Below are 21,311 nucleotides of genomic sequence, written 5' to 3' on the forward strand. Positions count from 1 at the left end.
ATAAGCGATTCAGCCAGATAAATAAAAACGGCTCCACACTGTGAGCCGTTATTTTGTGTATTAAAACGATGGATTATGGCAATAGATGATCTAAATGCGCGGCAAAGTCTGCTGGCCCCATAAAACCGGTAACGCGCAGGTCGTCACGCAACTCACCATCGGCATCCACAAACAGCAAGGTTGGTAAGCCCAGCACATTGTAGGCATCCAGTAGCTGTTCATCGGTAGCGTCCATTTTGGTGACATCGGCTTGCAGCAGCACCATGTTGTTCATGCGGCTGGCAACGGCAGCATCTTTAAACGTGATGTTGGCAAACTCTTTACAAGCCACGCACCAGTCAGCGTACAGATCCAACATGACGGGCTTACCTTCGGCCTTAGCGGCGGCCAGTGCCATTTTAAATTCTGCTAAACTCTTAATCGTTTTAAAGGCGCCATGTTGTTGTTCGCTACTGCTGTGCGTTTGATTATTTACTGAGTAGCCCAGATAGCCCATCACCGCCTGCAAGCCGTAGGAGAAACTGCCCAGCAATGCCAGCAATAATAGCACCTCGCGGCTAGTGTGTTTCCAACTGATTGGCGTTAGCTTGTTTTGGTGCAGCAGATAACCCACAAAACAGATCGCCCATACCGACCACAGTAGATCAGACACCAGCCCCGGCCAGATGCGGCCCAGCATGATGATCGCCACCATGATCAACAGGAACCCGAAGATGTGCTTGATGATGTTCATCCAAGCACCCGCGCGTGGTAGCAGTTTACCGCCAGAGGTACCAATCAACAGCAGTGGTAAGCCCATGCCCATGCTCAGCACGTACAAGGTGACAAAACCTTGCACTAAGTCGCCACTTTGCGCCACGTACACCAATACCGCAGACAGCGGTGCGGTGGTACAAGGTGAAGCAACTAAGCCTGACAGCACGCCCATTACAAACACGCCACCGAGCTTACCGCCTTGTTGTTTGTTAGATATGCCAGTGAGCTTTTCTTGCCAGCGCGATGGCAGTTGCAACTCGTACATGCCAAACATCGACAAACTGAGCAGCACAAACAGAATCGCGATACCAATCAATACGGGCGGACTTTGCAGCGCCGCTTGGTACTTCATTCCCGCTGTGGCGACCACTAAGCCGAGAATTGAGTAGGTAATCGCCATGCCTTGTACGTAAGTCATCGACAGCGTGAATGCGCGGGCGGTCGACACCTTGCCACCTTGGCCAACAATAATACCGGACAAAATCGGGTACATCGGGAACACGCAAGGGGTCAGCGCGAGGCCAATACCCAGCACGAAGAAAGAGACTAACGTCAGCAGCCAGCTATCACCATGTACCAGTTGTTGCAGCAGCGAATCTTGCTGCGTCAGCGGTGTGGCACTGGCTGGCGTACTATCGGCTGTTGCCATATCGACGCCCGCTAGCTTGCCATCATTTGCGGCAACTTCGGTGAGGTCGACGTCACGGGTGGTCGGCGGGAAACACAGTTTACCTTCGGCGCAGCCCATAAAGGTGACACTTAACTTGCCGTTAGCCGCGGCCTGCTTGAGTCCCACTGGTACTTCAATGTAGGTGCGATATACCGCTTGATTACCAAAGTAATCATCGTGATGCTCTTCGCCTTCAGGCTTGGCAATATCGCCCAGTTCCGCATTGTTGACGCTAATGTTGAGCTTGTCGCGGTACATGTAGTAGCCGTCGGCAATCACCCAACTGAGAGTCACTTTATTACCGTCTTGCACTGCTTCAAAAGCAAACGCTTTTTCAACCGGCATCAGCTGCGGTTCACTGTTTAAAAACGGGAATTTTTTGGTGAAGCTGTTATCGGCTTGAACTGCACCAGCGATGATTACCAGTACACCAAGCAACAAGGGAAGCAGTCGTTTCATCATTTTGTATTGTCTTTGATCCAGTCTAGATACGCGGGTAAACCGTCACTCACCGCCACTGCCAGCAACTCTGGGACTTCATAAGGATGCAGCGCAACGAGGCGTTGAGCTAACTCGTCATAGCTATGGCGCTGACACTTGATCTGCATCGCCACTTCCGTGTCGTGACAGATATTGCCTTGCCAGCGATAGGTGGAGGTTATCGGTGCTGAAATCTGAACACAAGCAGCTAATTGCTCCCTGACCAAGGTATCAGCTACTGCCTGCGCGGTTTCTCGCTCGGGAAAGCTACAAAACACCAGTAAGGCCTCAGCGTTCTCACGTGCCATAAAGTTCCTGAAAACTGAGTGTTAGCGGTAAACGCCATCTATGAATGAGCGCCTACTTTACGTGTTTTACAGTAAAAGTGCATTAAGCGTTTGCTGAAACGGTGAGCTTAGCCAGTAAATGATAAAGGTTGAAATTGTGCGACAATAGCCCCAAATTAGCATAAATACAGATTGCCAACGGTTCCGCTATCATGCCTTTTCTTTTTATCTTCCTGCTTTTTTTAGTCCCAGCCGTTGAAGTGTCGGTGATGATGCGTGTCAGTGAGGCGTTGGGGGGCTGGAACACCTTTGCCTTAGTCATTCTTACTGCCGCCGTGGGCGTATCGTTGGTGAGAAGTCAAGGCATTGTCACCTTGATGAGTGTGCAACGTAAGTTAGCCACTGGCGAAGTGCCCGGACAAGAGATTGTTGAAGGTATGATGCTGGCGCTAGCAGGGGTGTTGCTATTTATTCCCGGTTTTGTCACTGACTTAGTCGGCTTACTGTTGCTGACACCGTTCACCCGCGCACCCATTGCCGCGTTGGTGTTGAAGCGTCTGCAACTTAAGGTGGTGACATCGCGCTTTAGTCACGCCAACAATCCGTTTGCGCAACCTCCTAAACCTGAGGATGAAGACGTGATTGATGGTGAATATGAGCGTAAACCCGATCCATCTGACAAGCGCCCTGAGAGCCACCAGATCGGTGAAGAACCACGGGATGAAGACAAACGTTAAGTTAGGCTCATCGTTAAGATGTTACCTGCCAGAGCAGCAAGTTTATCGAACTCGCTGCTCTTTTATTATCTCTGTCAGGCGCATGGTGACGCCCCTAGCGGATAAACTGCTGATAGTCGTGCTCATCAACCGCCACCTGCATGGTGCTGTATTGGCACAACAAAATCCCCGGAAAACTGAGCTGATTTTGCTGTAACTCTTTGAGCGACGGTAACATCATCTCGCCCACCGCATCGTAAGCAATACGATAACTGGCAAAGCGGTTATCGCTAAAGCGTGCGATCAGTTCAGCAAAAAACTGCTTCTCGGCGGCTGGGCTATTTGGCTTGCTATACCAATAACCTTGGCCGCGCCAATACAACAGTAACGCGGTGCCGGCATCACACAATGGATGATTGATAATCGCTTGGGCGGCGGTGATACCGTCATCCCAATTGAGGTTTGCGGCGACATAATGCAACTCTTCCATGGATTGCAGTTGGCTGATGCAGACTAATTGCTCGGCAGATTTATCAAACTCAGCGGCAATACTCTTTAGCACATCAACCATCTCGGCATCGGCTAACCACGCAGATAGCTTTTCTGGGGAGCTAATAGCACCCGCTTCGCTACACTCAAAGGCGCGCAAAAATTGCTCACGGGTTAAACGCTTTGCCATACATCACTCCTTGGGCAAATTAAGATGGAATATAAGGTTGGCTATGGGGCAGATGGGTCGGTTCTTTAATCCGTAGCGCGATAAAATAGCTCACTAACCCCATTATGCCATTGGTGATCGGCAGCGCCAGCAACACGCCATGAATGCCTGCTGCATAGGCACCAATGGCTGCCAGCGGCAGCATTAGCGCAAACAGCCGCACCAGATTGAGCGCCAGTGACGCCATCGGGCGGTGATAGGCATTGAGCGCGGTGGCAACAATGATCACCATGCCTAACGGGCCATAGGCCAACGGCAAAAATTGAATATAAAACGTCAGCCACTGTAGTAACTGCGGATCGTCGCTAAACAGTCCCGCCACCGGCGCAGCTAAACATGCCAGCGGAATATACAGCAGTGTTTGAAACACCAATACAAAACGGATAGATACCAGCACCGCTTGGCGTGCGCGCTGTGGCTGACCTGCGCCCAAGTTTTGCGCAACAAATGGCACCACACTAGATGACAGCGCCATGGACACGATCAATAACACCGACTCCAGCCGAATCCCCGCACCGAATGCCGCTACGGCGGTGTGGTCCATACGCGCCAGCAGCGCCATGATGACTGCATTGGCCAACGGATTAATCAGATTCATTAACGCCGCAGGTTGGGCAATATGGGCTAACCGACGCCAGTTAGCGCAATAGCGTTTCCAACAGATGCGCGCGGTGCTGAGTAGGTGACGCTTAATGATAAGTAGATAGCTCGACAACCCGAGCGCGACTATCCAAGAAAATACCGATGCCAGCGCGGCGCCTTGCAACTCCAAACGTGGGAACGGGCCAATACCGAAGATCAATAGCGGATCGAGCACAAAGTTAATCAGTGCTGCCAAGGCCAGAATTTTCGCCGGAGATTTAGTGTCGCCCGTCGCTTTAAGCCCCTGATTGCCCACCATCTGCAACACTAACAATGGCACGCCGACCAACCATGGCAGCATGTAATGGTGAATAAGCGGCAGTAGTTCTGCGGAGGCACCCAGTAGGGTAAATAGTGGCGTAAATAACCAAGCTCCCAGCAATGATAGCACTACCGTGAGCATAAAACTCAGCAGTAGCGCATCGTGCAGAAACACCTTGGCAATCGGCGCATGGCCGCTGCCAATCAAACGGCCCAGATTGGTCGCTACGCCAGCGCCAATGCCAATCGCAATGCTGGTGATCACTAACGTGATGGGAAAGGTGAAGCTAATTGCGGCCAATGCTTCTGTGCCTAAGCGACTGACAAAAAAAGTGTCGACCAGATTAAAACCCAGTACCGTTAATATACCCAGCATGTTGGGTAGGCTCATGTTGAGCAGCACACGACCAATTGGCTGACTGAGCAGCCCGTGTCTGTCTCTCATTGTTGGTACGACCCCGTGACAAGAGAATAAAAGGAAGCGCCTAGTTGTGGCGAGGCTGTGAGTTTATCAGCATTCCGCAGACGGCGACAAAATTGATTGTGTAAAGGCTGATTTAGCATCAAAAAATTTAAAAATTTTTTCTACTCAACACTTGGAAGTGCAAAATGCGGCCCCATATAGAAACCATCTGGCGATGACGGGGAACGTTATCGCTTTTCTTACCTTAAAAATTCGCCTGAAGTTGGGCAAAACGTCATTAGGAGAATCCATAAATGAATATTCGTCCATTACATGACCGCGTAATTGTAAAACGTCTGGAAGTCGAAGCGACTTCAGCTGGCGGCATTGTATTGACTGGCAGCGCGGCCGAAAAATCTAGCCGTGCAGAAGTATTGGCAGTCGGCCATGGCCGGATTTTGGAAAATGGCGAAGTGCGGCCATTGGATGTGAAAGTTGGTGATGTAGTGATCTTCAACGAAGGTTACGGCGTGAAGAAAGAAAAGATCGACGGTGAAGAAGTACTGATCCTGTCTGAATCAGATCTGATGGCTATCGTAGAGTAAGCCGCTTTTAACCATAACGACATTCCAACGAATTAACGTATTAAAGGATAATCAACATGGCAGCTAAAGAAGTAAAATTTGGTAACGACGCACGCGTAAAAATGCTGGCGGGTGTTAACGTTTTAGCCAACGCAGTTAAAGTGACTCTGGGTCCTAAAGGCCGTAACGTAGTTTTGGATAAAAGCTTCGGCGCGCCGCTGATCACCAAAGACGGTGTGTCTGTTGCGAAAGAGATCGAACTGGAAGATAAGTTCGAGAACATGGGCGCACAGATGGTTAAAGAAGTTGCGTCTAAAGCGAACGACGCAGCGGGTGACGGTACCACTACCGCTACCGTACTGGCGCAAGCGATTGTGACTGAAGGTCTCAAAGCGGTTGCCGCAGGCATGAACCCAATGGATCTGAAACGCGGTATCGACAAAGCCGTTATCGCTGCAGTAGCTGAACTGAAAGCCCTGTCTCAAGACTGCTCAGATTCAAAAGCGATTGCCCAAGTAGGGACTATCTCTGCTAACTCAGACGAATCAATCGGCGAAATCATTGCTAACGCAATGGAAAAAGTTGGCAAAGAAGGCGTGATCACTGTTGAAGAAGGTCAAGCACTGGAAAACGAGCTGGACGTTGTAGAAGGTATGCAGTTCGATCGTGGTTACCTGTCTCCATACTTTATCAACAAAGCAGAAACAGGCTCTGTTGAACTGGATAACCCATTCATCCTGTTGGTTGACAAGAAAATCAACAACATCCGTGAACTGCTGCCAATCCTCGAAGGTTTGACTAAAGCTGGCCGTCCACTGCTGATCGTGGCAGAAGACGTTGAAGGCGAAGCGCTGGCAACACTGGTGGTGAACAACATGCGCGGTATCGTGAAAGTGGCTGCTGTTAAAGCTCCTGGTTTCGGCGACCGTCGTAAAGCGATGCTGCAAGATATCGCTATTCTGACTGGCGGTACTGTTATCGCTGAAGAGATCGGTCTGGAACTGGAAAAAGCCGCTCTGGAAGATCTGGGTAGCGCTAAACGCGTGGTTATCACCAAAGACAACACCACTATCATTGATGGTGTGGGTGAACAAGACCAAATCAAAGCGCGCGTTGAGCAGATCAAACAACAGATTGCTGAATCAACTTCAGACTACGACAAAGAAAAACTGCAAGAACGTATGGCTAAACTGGCCGGCGGTGTTGCAGTAATCAAAGTCGGTGCTGCTACCGAAGTTGAAATGAAAGAGAAAAAAGACCGCGTTGAAGACGCTCTGCACGCAACTCGCGCCGCTGTTGAAGAAGGTGTTGTTGCTGGTGGTGGTGTGGCATTGGTTCGCGTTGCTTCAAAAATCAAAGATGTTGAAGTGGCTAACGAAGACCAAAAACACGGTGTGGTTATCGCACTGCGTGCGATGGAAGCCCCACTGCGTCAAATCGCTACCAACGCCGGTGAAGAAGCCTCAGTTGTGGCTAACACTGTGAAAAACGGTGAAGGCAACTTCGGTTATAACGCAGGTAACGATACCTACGGCGATATGCTGGAAATGGGTATCCTTGACCCAACTAAAGTGACTCGTAGCGCACTGCAATTTGCAGCGTCTATTGCTGGCCTGATGATCACCACCGAAGCGATGGTATCTGAACTGCCACAAGACACTGCAGCAGCACCTGATATGGGTGGCATGGGCGGTATGGGTGGCATGGGCGGCATGATGTGATGACATCTTGCTGGCCGATGAATTGAGTAGTTCAACTTAGTTCATCACCCAGACTCAACAAAACCCTCGCATGTAAATGCGGGGGTTTTATGTTTTAGCGCAACAACAACTATTCCGACATGGCACTTTAACTGCCGCTTAAAAGAATCTGAGGACCGCTACTTCTTGGTCACCTTAAAGGTTTACGAAAATTAGTCACTTCAGTGTTTGTAACTATTTTGCTTACTCGGGGTTGAGATAGCGTAGCTACTTTAGCTGCCGCTGCTGTTAACCATCACGCATAATACTGGTGGCGTGTGATCTGCTTTAAAAATCGACAATTTGTTCATCCATAACTGCGTGGGAATGCACTAAGGTTATGGTATTGCGCCTAAGGCAACGGACTGTTGGCGCACCAGAGCAAGGAGACATACAGATGACTTCAGATCGCGAATTCGTATCACAGGTTGAGCAATACTATTGCAAGCAGCAAAAGTCGAAATTGCACTCTCTGGCATTGGGATGTGCATTGTTAGCGCTCACCATATTTGGCCACGATTGGCTCAGCAGTATTTCCGACGAGCTGGCGATGATTATTGCCATGTGGGCTGGCGTCAGTTTCAGTATTTTCTTTTTCAATTACTGGGGCTCGCCGGCTGATAAATTGCTGGGTGAAGCGCTTGAAAAGCTGACCAAGTAACCATGGTAGAGGTTACCAAACAGCGGCTTGCTTGGTAACCTAAAGCTGGCTTCAGTGCGGATTGTCCGCTGGCTACTTGCCGTGTTTATAGTGCGGTAGCCATACCGCTAGATCTACGCAGGGCCTACCTGCCACTCTTTATATCCTTGGCAACGACCAAGGATATAAATTTATCTGCTGTTTAATATTCATTCATTTTGTCGTTACGGCAACTACTTGCGGTGCGTTAGTCATGCGTTAGGCGCTATTTGTCGAGAATGACTACACAGTACATCTCATTTAGCTTTTTGTTGTTTTTCTCTGCAATTGATGTGTTAACGCTGGTCATGTGGCATATTTTTGTCATATTATGTCAGTCGAATTGTCCAGTGGTATTTTTATCTGGCTGATAAACATAGCTTTTATCATTCATTTTGAGCTTCATGGACGGAATATATCGACTAGTTTCCTCCACACGTTGGCTAGTCACAACTGCAAATTTGGAGTGCTCATGAAAAAGTTTTTTGTGCTGATTACCGCCTTGATTTTGTCTGCTTGTTCACAACCAACCCCGCAAGAACAAGTACAACAAACCATGAAAGAGATCGTTACTGCCATTGATAACGGTGAGAAACAACTGTTGATCGACAAGTATGTCAACTTAGGCAAATACAAGATCACCGCCAAAGATCTGCATCAGGAAAATCTCGATCGCTTAAAAGGGTTCTTGGTGCAAGCGGAAAGCAAAACGCCAGTGATGAATGAAGACAATACTCGCGCTGAGATTGAAGTGGAGGGCAGCCATAAGCCGCTGACGTTCACCAAGGCCGAAGATGGTCAATGGAAGCTCAACAACTAGTTATGAATGCCAAACTCACCCCTGTGGTGAGTTTTGTTTTTAGTGCGTGGTAACCGTTGTCGACGCGGACAAGGAGAATTTGTATGGCACACTCATTATCAATGCCACTATTTACGGATAGACCTACATTAAACCCAAACGAACTCACCGCTTATTTACGTGAGCAGTGGGTCGACGTCCCCGAGATCACGGCGGTTGAGGCGGATGATAGGGCCGTCTCGTTCCACTGCGGCACCACACTCGTAGTGATCGCTGTTATGTCAGCCGAACTGCCTTGGAGTGAGTTAGAAGGGCCGTGTCATACCAGTTGGCTATGGCCTGAGGCGCTCACAGAGGTTAAACAACATCGCCACCATATGATCGTCACCGTCAGTGATGATGCGCTTAACCCCGTGCAACTGTCAGTGCTGTTGACGCAAATCACTGCTGCAGTATTGGCGACCACAGATAAGGCGCTTGGGGTGTATTGGTGTAACGCTGCACTGTTGGTGCCGCGACAACTGTTTATTGATTTTGCGGTAGAGGTGTTACCGAATGAAGTGCCCATCTATCTGTGGGTCGACGTACGTGCTGGGCAAGATGAGGGCGGCAGCAGCGGCTTTACCACTGGCTTAGAGGCTTTGGGACTTATGGAGATTGAAGCGCTGCAAACTCCAGAACCCGTGGCCGAGTTAAGAGAGCGGCTGACGAGTTTGGCGGTGTATACCATTCAGAACGGCCCCGTGATCAATGACGGTGACACCATAGGTGAAAGCGATCAGGAACGCATTGGTGTGGTTTATTCGGCATCACAATTCGGCCATGAACAACAAGTCATGTTGCTGCAATATAGCTAAGGGCAGTTTGCCTTGGTTGCACGGCTTTTCGGCTAACTAGCTTAGTTGACTAAGCAACACTGGCCGCGAGGCAGTATTGCACTGGCGCCGTTGGGGTTTCGCTATCGTTAACCCCAACATTCAACTATACTTGCGCCGCTGCTCGCGCATTGCGTTGAGCGGCGCACCATTGGTGTGTTAATCACGCCACTCTTCACGCACTTATTACCCGAGATTTACCATGTCATTTGCCGCCCTTGGATTACGCGAATCTATTGTTACTGCTTTAACTGAATTGGGTTATGCCCAACCGACGCCAATTCAACAGCAGGCGATTCCAGTGGTGTTGGCGGGTAAAAACTTGCTGGCCGCCGCGCAGACGGGCACTGGTAAAACGGCGAGCTTTGTGTTGCCGTTACTGGAGCGTTTTGCTGATTGCGATAAAATTCGCCCTAAGCGAGTGCGCGCTATCATCCTGACACCAACCCGTGAATTGGCCGTGCAAGTGCATGACAATATCAGCCACTACGCCAAACACCTCAAGCTTACCTCAATGGCGATGTATGGTGGTGTGGCTGAAGCGCCGCAAAAGCAGCGTTTGATTGAAGGTGTTGATATTCTGGTGGCGACCCCAGGCCGCTTGCTGGATATGTACACCCAGCGTGCTATTCGTTTTGATGAAACCTCAGTATTAGTGCTCGATGAAGCCGACCGCATGCTCGATATGGGCTTTATTGATGCCATCAACAAGATCATTGAGCGCCTGCCAGAAGAACGCCAAAACCTGTTGTTCTCGGCGACGTTGTCAAACCAAGTCCGTGCATTGGCGCGCACTGCGGTGCTTGACCCGGTAGAGATTGAGATTTCCCGTAATAAAGCCAGCGCGCCTAAGATTGAGCAGTGGTTGGTGACGGTGGATAAAGACACCAAATCGGCATTGTTGAGTCATTTGATCAATGAGCATGACTGGCAACAAGCGCTGATCTTTATTCGTACCAAACAGGGCGCTGCCAAGTTGGTGAGTCAGTTGGAAAAACGCGGCATTGTTGCTGAAGCGTTCCATTCGGGTCGCAGCCAAGCATCGCGTGAGCAGCTGTTGGAAGATTTTAAAGCGGGCAAGTTACGCTTTTTGGTTGCCACTGGGGTCGCTTCACGTGGGATTGATATTGAAAACTTGTCGCGAGTGGTGAACTACGATCTGCCCGATGAAGCCGACGATTACATTCACCGTATCGGCCGTACTGGTCGTGCGGGACACAGTGGTGAAGCGGTATCTCTGCTATCAAAAGACGATTTTCGCAACCTGTGCGCCATTGAACGCCGCTTGAATCAACTGATTGAGCGCCGTGAAATCGACGGCTTTACCCCGAAAAAACCGGTGCCAGTCTCGGTATTGAATTTTGTACCTAAGCATAAAACTGCCAAACCGAGCCATGCCAAAGCGCGTGAGCAAGAGACGCCAGACCTGTATCGCAGCAGCGAAACAGGTTTTGATAGTCGCCAAGCGAAGAAACACCGTAGCGCCAAAGCGAAGCCTAAGAGCCAACATCTGCCGCAAAGCCACAATGAGCGCCCAGTTCGTGGTGAACGTATGGAACTGCGTCGCAGCCGTAGCGAAAGTAGCGACAGCCAAGCGCCCGCAGCTAAACCATCGCGCAAGCCTGCGCGTGAGCAACGCAAAGATGACGGCGCGTTCAACCCATGGTTAGCCGATAAAAAATAGTTTTAATTCTCGCATTATTGGTTGCATTATTATCAGTTAATACACTGTATTAGCTGATAATTTTTCAAAATCCTTAGTATTTTATTTCCGAGTTTGCAGTAGTTCACGTTCTGACATTTTCCCCGCTGCCGCGTTTAAATTTTGTTCTAAGCTTGGAGCTGTACCAATCTGTCCCCAGCATGTTCTGCGGAGGATTTGTGCGCACGACTTCTGCGTTATGCAACTTCGCATGCCACGGCATGCTTGCGGTTAATTACCTAGAACATTGATGGCGCAGAGATCCAGCGCTAAGGGGCTGTTGGTATCTCCCGTAATTGCAGCCAGTCAAATAAGGATGGTACTAGGTGAAAGCCAATACAGCGTGTATTTCCTGCATTACCCGTCAAGCGATGGAGGCGGCACAACAAGCCTGTGATGATCCCGCCAGTGTCGAACGTGTGCTTCAGCATGTGATGGCCGAGATCGCCACGTTAGATCTGTCACTATCGCCACCTGAGTTGGCCCAGCAGATCCATCGGCGCTTACGTGAAGAGAGTCAGTGTGATGATCCGTATGCGCAGCTCAAAGCACAGTCTGCCGCCCAAGCGCTGTGCCTTGCTCATCGTGCTAAAGCGGCGATAAATCGTGCAGCTAATCCGTTTGAAGCCGCGCTGCGCTTCGCTATCGCCGGCAACATTATCGATTTTGCCGCGTTTCCCATTGATGCCACCGCCACGGCGGATAGCGCCATCGCCCAAGCGTTAAGCCAACCGATTGACCACCACATGGTGCAGCAACTCAGCCACGATCTGACAGGGGCGAAGCGGGTGTTGCTGTTGGCTGATAATGTCGGGGAAACCTTCTTTGATAAGTTGCTGATCGAGCAGTTACCCGCACATGCCGAGGTAGTGTATGCCGTAAAAGCTGCGCCAGTGCTCAACGATGCCACGGTGGCTGATACATTGGATGCCGGCATTGCTGCTGTAGCAAAAGTGATCGACACCGGTTGTGATGCGCCTGGCGCGCCCTTAGCACAGTGCTCGGTAAGCTTTAAACACTACTTTGACAGCGCCGATGTGGTGATTGCCAAAGGGCAAGCGAATTATGAAACGCTGTGTGACGTCAGCCGCGAGGTGTACTTTTTGTTGCAGATTAAGTGCGTAGTGCTAGCCGAGCACATCAAATTGCCGCTGGGCAGTTGGGTGCTCAGTAGTAATCATCAACTGCGGCGACAACTCAGCGCTAGCCAGCCATTAGATTTAGCCTAAGCCATTTGTAAAGGTAGATGAGAATTATTGTCAATGAGATAGGAGTCCAGTTACAGTAGCCCGCTGTTGATTGGACTCATTTTATTGACCTTGAGAAGTACCGCATGATCGCTAAATTACGCTGCTATTGCTACGGGCTATTGTTACTAGGTGGCGTGTTAGTTAGCCCGAACAGTGGGGCCGCAACCACCAAACCACAGGTGGTGAATGACGTCATCGCTCAACAGTTGACGGCTGGTAAGTTGGTGGCGTTGGGTGATGTGCATGGCTCACCATCCATCGTGCAACAGTTAATGGGCTTTTTGGCCGACCCTGAACATTGGCAACAAGTGGACGATATTGCGGTGGAGTTTGGTAACTCACGCTACCAAGCGCTGGCCGATAGCTACATTGTCGATGGCGCTGCGCTAGAGCTAAGTCAAGTACGGCCGATTTGGCGTGACACTTTGTATTTTATGGCATGGCAGTATGATGTTTATGAGCAACTGGTACTGCAATTACGCCACTGGAATCAGACCCGAACTCATAAAGTGCGGCTGGTATTAGCGGAGCCAGCGCTCGATTGGAGCAGCCTAACGGCTGAAGGTTGGCAACAGCAGGTTGCTGCGCGTGAACAAGGCTATCAGCAGATCATTACCCAGCAAGTGCTGCAACCCAAACGCCGCGGCATTCTGCTGTTCGGCACCTTTCATATGATGAAGCAACCCATCATCATGCAAGATGGCACGTCGTTTAGCTCGCTGGTAACACTACTGCGACAGCAGCAGGCGGCCGAAATTTATACCATTTGGCCACGTATGGCGGGCGATAACGTTATTGCGCAAGCCGACGCACCGTATCTCTTGCCGCTAGCAAACTCAGTGCTGGGGCAGCAGCCGTTTAGTGATATCACTCGTCGCGTCAGTGCCGCGGAGTCGACACTGCTGCGTGATGTTGCTGATGGCTATCTATTTCTTGCGTCTACTGAGCGCAAAGCGCCATACAGCCAAGCCGCACTCAGCGAACTTGCTTGGCATCAAGAGTTACTGCGGCGAGCAGCGGTTGTTGGCCAGCGTAGCGGCCAGCAGATCGAGCGGTGGGTGTCGCAGCACGCGCCAGCTGCGGCGCAATAATCGCTTAACGCATTGGCTGGTTGAATCATCACAGCTAGGCGGTGAGTCACTTATTGGGTTAAGTCATAAGCGTATTATTCAATAAAACTAATATGAATGTGGGTAGTTGGGTGATAATTCTCATACTTTTTAGAAAGCAATTCATATTAGGAGCAGGCTATGAGCGGCACATATGATTTTACGGGCAAGGTTGCATTCGTTACTGGAGCTGCATCAGTCATGTTGTCCGACATTGGCGCAAGCGCATTGAATGCTGCCGTGGCTGAATGAGCAGTGAGAAAGTGTAGCGCAGCGTTGTAATACGCTCAGCGCGGCATTTGTGTTAACGCCGTCTGCCCTAACGCAATTAACACGCCAATGGTGTCAGGTATGATCGACAAAGGCGTGATCAATGAAGAGTTTATCGCTAAGAAACAACCGCTCGACCGTCTTGGTCGTCCTGAATAAGTGGCCAACGCAGTGATGTGGCATAGCTGCGCTGCAGCAAGCTTCGTGAGCAGCCATGCATTAGCGGTCGATGGCGGCTTTACTCTTCAGTCATCCGTAGCAGAGAGCGAACAAGGGCACCCGATGGCGCCCTTGTTCGCTACTGCGGCTTAATACCTTGGCCAACCGCTGCTGTCCCAGTTAAGGGTACTGATCAGCATTTTGGCGTTACCGTTATCGGTTGCATCATACGCATGACGAATAATCACATCGGTATTGGCAATGTCTTGACCGCCTGGGCCAACCCATTGGTTATTACCACCATCAAGCAGTGAACCACCACCACTCATCATATCTGTGCCATTTTTATCCAGATAAGGTCCGGTCACATCGGTGGCGCGGCCATAGCGGATTTGGTAAGTACTGTTGACGCCTTGGCAGCATACGCCGACAGAGACAAACAAGTAGTAGTAACCTCGGCGATAGATGATAGTGGGGGCTTCAATACCGCCAGAGCGATTTGCCACACTAAACAGATCGCCCATCGGTTTCATATTAACCGGATTCAAGCGAGTCACTTTGATGCCTGAATTCCATGAGCCGAACGTCAACCAAGGATCACCATCTTTATCGATCACCAGATCGGGATCGATGGCATTGTAGTTGTTGGCGGTGGTGGTGTTGATCACTAAGCCACGATCTTGCCAGTTACCTGCCGCCAAGCTAGATGCTGACGCCAAACCGATAGCGGAAACGCGAGAGCCAAAGGTGGAGATAGCGTAATACAGCCAAACTTTGCCGTTGTAGTGTTTTACATCTGGCGCCCAAACATCGTTGTTGGCGTGGCCTGGCACATAGGTATGCCACCAACTCAATGCGTTAGGAAATACCGATGGCAATGGCTCCCACTGCAGGCCGTTTTGGCTGACTTTGCCATAAATGCCTACCCCAGTTTGAAACTCCCACCAAGAGCCATTTTCATAGGCGATGGTTGGATCATGGGTACCGAGGTTACCACTTAACGGCCAAAAGTTGGCGGCGCCATTGGTGGTGGAGGTGTCTACCGGTTTGCCACCTGAGGCCTGTACTAAGTTTAAACGCCACTGCTGTGAGTCAAGATGGTTAACCGACCACTGGCCAATGTTGGCACCGTTAGCTTCATCCCAGCCCAGCAAATCCAGCGCCTTGCCACTGTTTTTGTTGATCAGCTGAAAGTAGCCATTGCCTTCATCATGGATATTCCACTGCTGCATATTGCCGCCCCAATAGGGCCATTGCGACACGTTAGCACCATCGGTGGTACCTGAGTTATACACTTCCATTGCCTTACCACTATTGATGTTCAGCACGGAGTAATAACCGTCATCCCGTTTGGTAATCAGCCAACGTTGAGTGTTGTGGCCGTTATCCGGCCATTGGCTAACGTTTGCGCCGTTGCTGCGATCAGCGTTAACCACTTCCACTAGCTTGCCGCTGAGTTTGTTTTGAATGGTATAAACCCCATTCGCTACATCTGCCTGTGCTGCACTAGCCAGCAAACAGCTGCCCAACGCTAAAGTATAAAAAGCTCTCATGGTTATCTCCTTGTGAGAGTTTGTTGTTCCGACACACTCCCCATAGCGGCCGTGAACCTATTAAAAGTATTATATTAACAATGGTGTTACACCTTAGACTTTGGCATAAATTAGCTGAATCTGATTAATTGGATTAACCATATGAAATTTATGGTATTTTAATATAGCGTTGTATCCTTTTATGGCTGTCATTTTGGGGACGAGCATTGATGTGAATTACAGCACGGCAGTGACACTCACCGTCGCGTGGCCGTAACCGGGAAACTCACTTTTGATTTGGGAAAAGCTTATGGAAACAGCAACACGGCTTGATGTGCCGTTCTCAACGGCGGATGCGGAATATCCCGCCTTCTATCAAGCGCGCGGCGAAGTTCGCGTTGAATATAAAGATTGGCAGGAAAACTCAGTAAAGCTGGTGTTCGCCGATGCCGTTGCCGTGAAATGGCAGATGGCTTTTGCGTTGCTCGCTGGTGAGCGGGACGATGAAAGCTATGCAATCCAGCATTCTGATTGGATAAAAAAGCACCTTGAACAGGGAACGATGACTGAAGAAGAACACTACCAACATTTCAGGCTTAACTTTAATGAGCTGGGGCAGTTAGAGGTGATTGCAGTCAGCATAGCACATCAAACCTAACCAGCCGCTCAGGCTGATTGTACGGTGGCCGGATCATTGGCCGTGGGCAGCGCATGGCGTTATACGCGGGCGGATTGCACAAGATATAGACTTAGACGCCCAGCGCGGCTACTCTGATGTCAGTCGCAGCCAACTGGAGCAATAATTGGATATCATTAAAGCAAAACTGTCTGATTTAGATGTAATTGTCTCTATTTATCACCAAGCTCGTGCCTTTATGGCTGCCAATGGCAACGCTAGACAATGGGGTAACACCTATCCACCAGCGGCACTGATTGAGCAAGATATAGCTTCAGGACACTGTTATGTGTGTGTGGAAGACGGCCAGATAATCGCAACGTTTTATTTTGCCATTGAGGAAGATGCAACCTATCGCAACATTGAAGATGGCGCATGGTTGAATGATCGGCCTTATGGCGTGTTGCATCGAGTTGCCGTACGCAGCAGTAAACGTGGTGTCGCCAGCCACTGCATTAATTGGTGCTATGACATTGCCGGCAATATGCGTATTGATACCCACGCCGATAATGAGCCGATGCGCCGTGTATTGAGCAAGTTAGGCTTTCAATATTGCGGGGTGATCTACGTGCGCGATGGCTCACCTCGGTTGGCATTTCAGAAATGCTAGCTTAGCTGCTCGGCTAAGATGGTGTCCCCAGCTCAAACTTGGCAGCAATGCGGCTGATCAGTTGGCGTTGCTGCAGAATAAAATCTTCAAACGCCTGTGCCGTAGGCGATAAATGGCGTTGCTGCGGATGCACTAAGCACCAACTGCGCACGATAGGTAACTCTTTCAGTTGCAGTTCTTGCAACGAACCGGCTTGCAGCTCACGAAAGGCGCAGTAACGCGGTAAGAAGGCAATGCCGAGACCTGCGCTGACACCTTCGCGTTGTGCTTCCGACGAGTTGAACTCCACAAAGCTCTTAAACTGCAGATGTTTTTGCTGGCAAAACAGCTCACTGGCATGGCGAGTGCCTGAACCTTTTTCCCGCTGTAGCAAGGTATATTCCCCTAAGCTTTGTAGCGTCAGTGGCGTTGTTTGCAATAGCGGATGGCCGCAATTCACCACCGCTACAATCGGGTTGTTGAGAAACGGCATAAATTCCAATGCCAGCTCGCTTGGTACATCGGTCATGATCACTAAGTCATCACGGCTATCGTTGAGGCGGCGCAACAACTGTGCACGGTTAAACACGTTCAAAATTGGTGTGATGTTTGGATGCAGTCGTTGAAACTCCGCGATGATATGCGGCAGCACATATTTGGCGCTGGACTCCGCCGCAATGCGCAGTTCCCCTTTTAACGTGCCGCTCAATTCAGATAGCTGCATGTCCAGCACATCGAAACGTTGAAACACATCTTTGGCGGTGTTGCGCAGGTATTCTGCCGCGTTGGTCAGGTACAACTTCTTGCCCACGTATTCAAATAGGGGTTGTTCCAGCAACTCCTCCAACTGACGGATCTGTTGACTCACCGCCGGTTGAGTCAGTGCCAACAGCTCTGCAGCCCGGCTGTAAGAACGCTGCTCACACACCGTTTGGAATACCTGCAATTGCCGCAGGGTGATACGCATGTACGATTTTTGCACTAATATCGCCTATCTATAACAAATTACTTATGTTGGATAAAATTATTATTAATTTTAATTATTTTTGAAATAGCAGTAGCTTAAAAAACCTTGGGGATCTTAAAAAATATGTAACAACGGAGTTACGATTTGTGATCAAGAAAATTCTAATCGCTAACCGCGGTGAAATTGCAGTACGAATTATTCGTGCCTGCGCCGAAATGGGGATTCGCTCTGTCGCGGTTTACTCAGATGCCGATCGGCATGCATTGCACGTTAAACGTGCTGATGAAGCCTACAGCTTGGGAGACGATCCGTTAGCTGGCTACCTTAGCCCACAACGCTTAGTCAGTTTAGCGGTAGAAGTTGGCTGCGATGCACTACACCCAGGCTATGGGTTCCTCTCTGAAAATCCTGAATTAGCGGAGCTGTGCGCTGAACGTGGCGTGAAGTTTATCGGCCCAAGTGCCGATATTATCCGCCGCATGGGCGACAAGACCGAAGCGCGCCGCACCATGATTGCCGCTGGTGTCCCCGTGACACCGGGCACCGAAGGCAACTTGCGTGATCTGGACGAAGCGCTGTCAGAAGCTGAGCGCATCGGATATCCGGTGATGCTGAAAGCAACCTCGGGGGGCGGGGGCCGTGGTATTCGCCGTTGCAACAATGTCGATGAGCTGAAGCAGTTTTATCCGCGAGTGATCTCTGAAGCGACTAAAGCCTTTGGCTCGGCTGAAGTGTTTTTAGAGAAATGCATTGTTAACCCGAAACATATTGAAGCGCAGATTTTGGCGGATAGCCAAGGCAACACTGTGCATCTGTTTGAACGCGATTGCTCTATCCAGCGTCGTAACCAGAAATTGATTGAGATTGCGCCGAGCCCGCAGATCACCCCCGAACAGCGCGCCTACATTGGCAAAATGGCGGTGCGTGCGGCACAAGCGGTGAACTACGAAAACGCGGGCACGGTGGAGTTTTTGCTGTCGGGCGATGAAATCTACTTTATGGAGATGAACACCCGCGTGCAGGTGGAGCACACCATTACTGAGCAGATCACTGGTATCGACATCGTGCGCGAGCAGATCCGCATTGCGTCTGGTTTGCCATTGTCGGTCAAACAGGAAGATATTCACTTTCAAGGGTTTGCGTTGCAATTCCGTATCAATGCCGAAGACCCTAAAAACAACTTTTTCCCTTCATTTGGACGGATCACTCGTTACTACGCGCCCGGTGGCCCCGGCGTGCGTACCGACACGGCCATTTATACCGGTTATGTCATTCCGCCGTATTACGACTCCATGTGCCTCAAATTAGTGGTGTGGTCACTGAATTGGGAAGACGCACTGGATCGCAGTTTGCGGGCGTTGGATGACATGCGGTTGCAAGGGGTGAAAACCACCGCGACTTACTACCAACAAATTTTGAAAAACGCGGAATTTCGCACTGGCGTGTTCAACACCAGCTTTGTCGAGCAACATCCAGAGCTGTTGGAATACTCAGAAAAACGCGCCCCTGAGCAGTTGGCCATCGCCATTGCCACCGCAATTGCTGCTTACGCAGGTTTATAAAGGATGATAGCTGGTGGTGTGAGCAGCCAGCGGAGAGATAGCAACATGACTAGAAAAATTAATGTAACCGAAACCGTTTTGCGTGATGCCCATCAGTCGTTATTAGCCACGCGGATGCGCACCGAAGATATGCTGCCGATCTGCGGCAAGCTGGATAAGATCGGCTTTTGGTCGCTCGAAGTATGGGGCGGAGCCACCTTTGATGCTTGCCTGCGCTTTTTGAAAGAAGATCCATGGCAACGCTTGCGTCAGCTGCGCGCCGCTTTACCCAATACCCGTTTACAGATGCTGCTACGCGGACAAAATCTGTTAGGTTATCGCCACTACAGTGATGATGTGGTACGCGCGTTTGTGGCCCGAGCGGCTGACAATGGTATGGATGTGTTTCGCGTATTTGATGCCATGAATGATGTGCGTAACCTGCAAACCGCTATCGCAGCGGTCAAAGATGCCGGTAAACATGCGCAAGGCACGATCTGCTATACCACCAGTCCGGTGCACACGGTGAGCAAGTTTGTCTCACAAGCCCAAGAGATGGCCGCGTTGGGGGTAGACTCGATTGCACTCAAAGACATGGCGGGTTTGTTGACGCCGTTCGCCACTGGCGAATTGGTGAAAGCGCTGAAAGACAGTGTCGACCTGCCCATTTTTGTTCACTCCCATGATACTGCTGGCGTTGCCGCCATGTGCCAACTCAAAGCGATTGAGAACGGGGCGGATAATATCGACACCGCGATTAATAGCATGGCGTGGGGCACCAGCCATCCGGGCACTGAATCTATGGTGGCGGCGCTGCGGGGCACGGAATATGACACAGGGTTAGATCTCGAAGCGCTGCAGGAGATCGATCAATACTTTGCTGAGATCCGTAAGAAATATCATCAGTTCGAAAGTAGCTACACTGGCGTGGATACGCGCGTACAAGTCAACCAAGTTCCGGGCGGTATGATGTCCAACTTGGCGAACCAACTGAAAGAGCAGGGCGCGTTAGATCGTATTGATGAGGTGTTTGCCGAAATTCCGCGAGTGCGGCAAGACCTAGGTTATCCGCCGTTAGTCACGCCAACCTCGCAGATTGTTGGCACTCAAGCGGTATTTAACGTGCTGGCGGGCGAACGCTATAAAACCATTACCAATGAAGTAAAACTGTACCTGCAAGGTCGCTACGGTAAAGCACCCAGCCAGATGAATGTGGAACTGCAACAGCGTGCCATTGGTAAAGAGGAGATTATCGACGTGCGCCCAGCCGATCTCTTGCCGCCGGAGCTTGATGCTTTACGCGCGCAAGTGGCTGATTTGGCGGAGAGCGAAGAGGATGTACTGACCTTTGCCATGTTCCCAGAAGTGGGACGCCAGTTCTTGCAAGATCGCGCTCAAGGCACGCTAACCCCAGAGCCATTATTGCCCGCAGCCGCCACACAAACCACGGCACCTGTTGCCAAACAAGCTGGCGTACCCACTGAGTTTGTCATTGATGTGCATGGTGAAAGCTACCATATTGATATTACTGGCATCGGCATTAAAGGCACCGGCAAACGTCACTTCTATATGTCGATTGACGGTTTGCCAGAAGAGGTGGTGTATGAACCGCTTAACCTGTATGTCAACGAAGGACAAAATGGACCGCGTCGCCAAGCCTCAGCCGCAGGTGATGTGACCACGTCAATGCCGGGCAACGTAGTGGATGTGCTCGTACAAGTGGGTGACAGCGTCACGGTTGGACAATCATTGCTGGTGACCGAAGCGATGAAGATGGAATCTGAAGTGGCCGCACCGATTGCAGGTAAAGTGGCGGCAGTGCATGTGAAGAAGGGCGATCGCATCACGCCGGGAGACGTGTTGGTTGAGATCGTTTAAACACCCGTTGAAGTAAATTGACCATATGG

19 protein-coding genes and 1 pseudogene are annotated in these 21,311 nt (G+C 50.3%); 14 read left to right on the forward strand and 6 right to left on the reverse strand.

What is annotated here, in order from left to right; all coding sequences use genetic code 11:
- Window positions 1-73: 73 nt before the first annotated feature.
- On the reverse strand, window positions 74-1,885 hold the full coding sequence (locus ACN0TT_RS08155) for a protein-disulfide reductase DsbD (RefSeq protein WP_417761774.1): 1,812 nt from the start codon (window positions 1,883-1,885) through the stop codon (window positions 74-76).
- Window positions 1,885-2,214, reverse strand: a complete 330-nt coding sequence (cutA, locus tag ACN0TT_RS08160) for a divalent-cation tolerance protein CutA (RefSeq protein WP_417761654.1) — start codon at window positions 2,212-2,214, stop codon at window positions 1,885-1,887. The genes ACN0TT_RS08155 and cutA overlap by 1 nt, the downstream gene beginning before the upstream one ends.
- Before the next feature lie 191 nt (window positions 2,215-2,405).
- On the opposite strand from cutA, the gene ACN0TT_RS08165 reads away from it, so the two are divergent.
- Window positions 2,406-2,930 (forward strand): FxsA family protein, encoded by a 525-nt coding sequence (locus ACN0TT_RS08165; RefSeq protein WP_417761655.1) that lies wholly within the window; start codon window positions 2,406-2,408, stop codon window positions 2,928-2,930.
- 94 nt (window positions 2,931-3,024) lie between these two features.
- Here the strand turns inward: ACN0TT_RS08165 and ACN0TT_RS08170 are convergent, their stop codons facing one another.
- Window positions 3,025-3,588, reverse strand: coding sequence for a DUF4274 domain-containing protein (locus ACN0TT_RS08170; RefSeq protein WP_417761656.1), 564 nt, complete (start codon window positions 3,586-3,588; stop codon window positions 3,025-3,027).
- 19 nt (window positions 3,589-3,607) lie between these two features.
- A complete protein-coding gene (locus ACN0TT_RS08175; RefSeq protein ID WP_417761657.1) occupies window positions 3,608-4,975 on the reverse strand; it encodes an MATE family efflux transporter in 1,368 nt (455 codons plus the stop codon).
- A gap of 272 nt (window positions 4,976-5,247) precedes the next feature.
- Here ACN0TT_RS08175 and ACN0TT_RS08180 point away from each other — a divergent pair, with 272 nt between their 5' ends.
- The 9 genes and pseudogenes from ACN0TT_RS08180 to ACN0TT_RS08220 all read left to right on the forward strand — a co-directional run.
- Window positions 5,248-5,538, forward strand: a complete 291-nt coding sequence (locus ACN0TT_RS08180) for a co-chaperone GroES (RefSeq protein ID WP_417761658.1) — start codon at window positions 5,248-5,250, stop codon at window positions 5,536-5,538.
- 56 nt (window positions 5,539-5,594) lie between these two features.
- Window positions 5,595-7,238, forward strand: coding sequence for a chaperonin GroEL (gene groL / locus ACN0TT_RS08185; protein ID WP_417761659.1), 1,644 nt, complete (start codon window positions 5,595-5,597; stop codon window positions 7,236-7,238).
- Between the two features lie 415 nt (window positions 7,239-7,653).
- The gene (locus tag ACN0TT_RS08190) at window positions 7,654-7,917 is read left to right on the forward strand and encodes a hypothetical protein (RefSeq protein WP_417761660.1); all 264 of its coding nucleotides are present in this window, start codon (window positions 7,654-7,656) and stop codon (window positions 7,915-7,917) included.
- 490 nt (window positions 7,918-8,407) lie between these two features.
- Entirely contained in the window at window positions 8,408-8,755 is a 348-nt protein-coding gene (locus ACN0TT_RS08195) for a hypothetical protein (protein ID WP_417761661.1), read from the forward strand.
- A gap of 83 nt (window positions 8,756-8,838) precedes the next feature.
- Window positions 8,839-9,591, forward strand: a complete 753-nt coding sequence (locus ACN0TT_RS08200; protein WP_417761662.1) for a DUF4261 domain-containing protein — start codon at window positions 8,839-8,841, stop codon at window positions 9,589-9,591.
- Window positions 9,592-9,811: 220 nt separating this feature from the next.
- Window positions 9,812-11,293, forward strand: a complete 1,482-nt coding sequence (locus ACN0TT_RS08205) for a DEAD/DEAH box helicase (RefSeq protein ID WP_417761663.1) — start codon at window positions 9,812-9,814, stop codon at window positions 11,291-11,293.
- Window positions 11,294-11,637: 344 nt separating this feature from the next.
- On the forward strand, window positions 11,638-12,540 hold the full coding sequence (locus tag ACN0TT_RS08210; RefSeq protein ID WP_417761664.1) for a damage-control phosphatase ARMT1 family protein: 903 nt from the start codon (window positions 11,638-11,640) through the stop codon (window positions 12,538-12,540).
- Window positions 12,541-12,644: 104 nt separating this feature from the next.
- Window positions 12,645-13,652 (forward strand): hypothetical protein, encoded by a 1,008-nt coding sequence (locus tag ACN0TT_RS08215; protein ID WP_417761665.1) that lies wholly within the window; start codon window positions 12,645-12,647, stop codon window positions 13,650-13,652.
- A 312-nt stretch (window positions 13,653-13,964) separates the two neighbouring features.
- Window positions 13,965-14,099 (forward strand): annotated as a pseudogene (locus ACN0TT_RS08220) (short chain dehydrogenase); the annotation flags it as partial.
- A 149-nt stretch (window positions 14,100-14,248) separates the two neighbouring features.
- On the opposite strand, the gene ACN0TT_RS08225 reads toward ACN0TT_RS08220, so the two are convergent.
- Window positions 14,249-15,652 carry an RICIN domain-containing protein gene (locus ACN0TT_RS08225; RefSeq protein WP_417761666.1) on the reverse strand — a complete coding sequence of 468 codons (1,404 nt, stop codon included), beginning with the start codon at window positions 15,650-15,652 and terminating at the stop codon, window positions 14,249-14,251.
- 289 nt (window positions 15,653-15,941) lie between these two features.
- On the opposite strand from ACN0TT_RS08225, the gene ACN0TT_RS08230 reads away from it, so the two are divergent.
- Both ACN0TT_RS08230 and ACN0TT_RS08235 read left to right on the forward strand, forming a co-directional pair.
- Window positions 15,942-16,289, forward strand: coding sequence for a hypothetical protein (locus ACN0TT_RS08230; protein ID WP_417761667.1), 348 nt, complete (start codon window positions 15,942-15,944; stop codon window positions 16,287-16,289).
- 145 nt (window positions 16,290-16,434) lie between these two features.
- Window positions 16,435-16,917 (forward strand): GNAT family N-acetyltransferase, encoded by a 483-nt coding sequence (locus ACN0TT_RS08235; RefSeq protein ID WP_417761668.1) that lies wholly within the window; start codon window positions 16,435-16,437, stop codon window positions 16,915-16,917.
- 13 nt (window positions 16,918-16,930) lie between these two features.
- On the opposite strand, the gene ACN0TT_RS08240 is transcribed toward ACN0TT_RS08235, so the two are convergent.
- The gene (locus ACN0TT_RS08240; protein ID WP_417761669.1) at window positions 16,931-17,878 is read right to left on the reverse strand and encodes a LysR family transcriptional regulator; all 948 of its coding nucleotides are present in this window, start codon (window positions 17,876-17,878) and stop codon (window positions 16,931-16,933) included.
- A gap of 131 nt (window positions 17,879-18,009) precedes the next feature.
- Between ACN0TT_RS08240 and ACN0TT_RS08245 the strand changes: the two genes are divergently transcribed.
- Window positions 18,010-19,425: an acetyl-CoA carboxylase biotin carboxylase subunit gene (locus ACN0TT_RS08245; RefSeq protein ID WP_417761670.1), complete on the forward strand. Its 1,416-nt coding sequence runs from the start codon at window positions 18,010-18,012 to the stop codon at window positions 19,423-19,425.
- A 45-nt stretch (window positions 19,426-19,470) separates the two neighbouring features.
- Window positions 19,471-21,282: a sodium-extruding oxaloacetate decarboxylase subunit alpha gene (gene oadA, locus ACN0TT_RS08250; RefSeq protein WP_417761671.1), complete on the forward strand. Its 1,812-nt coding sequence runs from the start codon at window positions 19,471-19,473 to the stop codon at window positions 21,280-21,282.
- Window positions 21,283-21,311: the final 29 nt, after the last annotated feature.

The organism is Shewanella sp., from assembly GCF_048265805.1.
Taxonomy (GTDB): domain Bacteria; phylum Pseudomonadota; class Gammaproteobacteria; order Enterobacterales; family Shewanellaceae; genus Shewanella.

Bases quoted from the DNA above. Each gene is read 5' to 3' on its own strand.
- oadA (WP_417761671.1), top strand. From the start codon at position 19,471: ATGACTAGAAAAATTAATGTAACCGAAACCGTTTTGCGTGATGCCCAT.
- ACN0TT_RS08200 (WP_417761662.1), top strand. From the start codon at position 8,839: ATGGCACACTCATTATCAATGCCACTATTTACGGATAGACCTACATTA.
- ACN0TT_RS08225 (WP_417761666.1), bottom strand. From the start codon at position 15,652: ATGAGAGCTTTTTATACTTTAGCGTTGGGCAGCTGTTTGCTGGCTAGT.
- ACN0TT_RS08165 (WP_417761655.1), top strand. From the start codon at position 2,406: ATGCCTTTTCTTTTTATCTTCCTGCTTTTTTTAGTCCCAGCCGTTGAA.
- ACN0TT_RS08170 (WP_417761656.1), bottom strand. From the start codon at position 3,588: ATGGCAAAGCGTTTAACCCGTGAGCAATTTTTGCGCGCCTTTGAGTGT.
- ACN0TT_RS08215 (WP_417761665.1), top strand. From the start codon at position 12,645: ATGATCGCTAAATTACGCTGCTATTGCTACGGGCTATTGTTACTAGGT.
- groL (WP_417761659.1), top strand. From the start codon at position 5,595: ATGGCAGCTAAAGAAGTAAAATTTGGTAACGACGCACGCGTAAAAATG.
- cutA (WP_417761654.1), bottom strand. From the start codon at position 2,214: ATGGCACGTGAGAACGCTGAGGCCTTACTGGTGTTTTGTAGCTTTCCC.
- ACN0TT_RS08175 (WP_417761657.1), bottom strand. From the start codon at position 4,975: ATGAGAGACAGACACGGGCTGCTCAGTCAGCCAATTGGTCGTGTGCTG.
- ACN0TT_RS08180 (WP_417761658.1), top strand. From the start codon at position 5,248: ATGAATATTCGTCCATTACATGACCGCGTAATTGTAAAACGTCTGGAA.
- ACN0TT_RS08190 (WP_417761660.1), top strand. From the start codon at position 7,654: ATGACTTCAGATCGCGAATTCGTATCACAGGTTGAGCAATACTATTGC.
- ACN0TT_RS08230 (WP_417761667.1), top strand. From the start codon at position 15,942: ATGGAAACAGCAACACGGCTTGATGTGCCGTTCTCAACGGCGGATGCG.
- ACN0TT_RS08155 (WP_417761774.1), bottom strand. From the start codon at position 1,885: ATGAAACGACTGCTTCCCTTGTTGCTTGGTGTACTGGTAATCATCGCT.
- ACN0TT_RS08195 (WP_417761661.1), top strand. From the start codon at position 8,408: ATGAAAAAGTTTTTTGTGCTGATTACCGCCTTGATTTTGTCTGCTTGT.
- ACN0TT_RS08205 (WP_417761663.1), top strand. From the start codon at position 9,812: ATGTCATTTGCCGCCCTTGGATTACGCGAATCTATTGTTACTGCTTTA.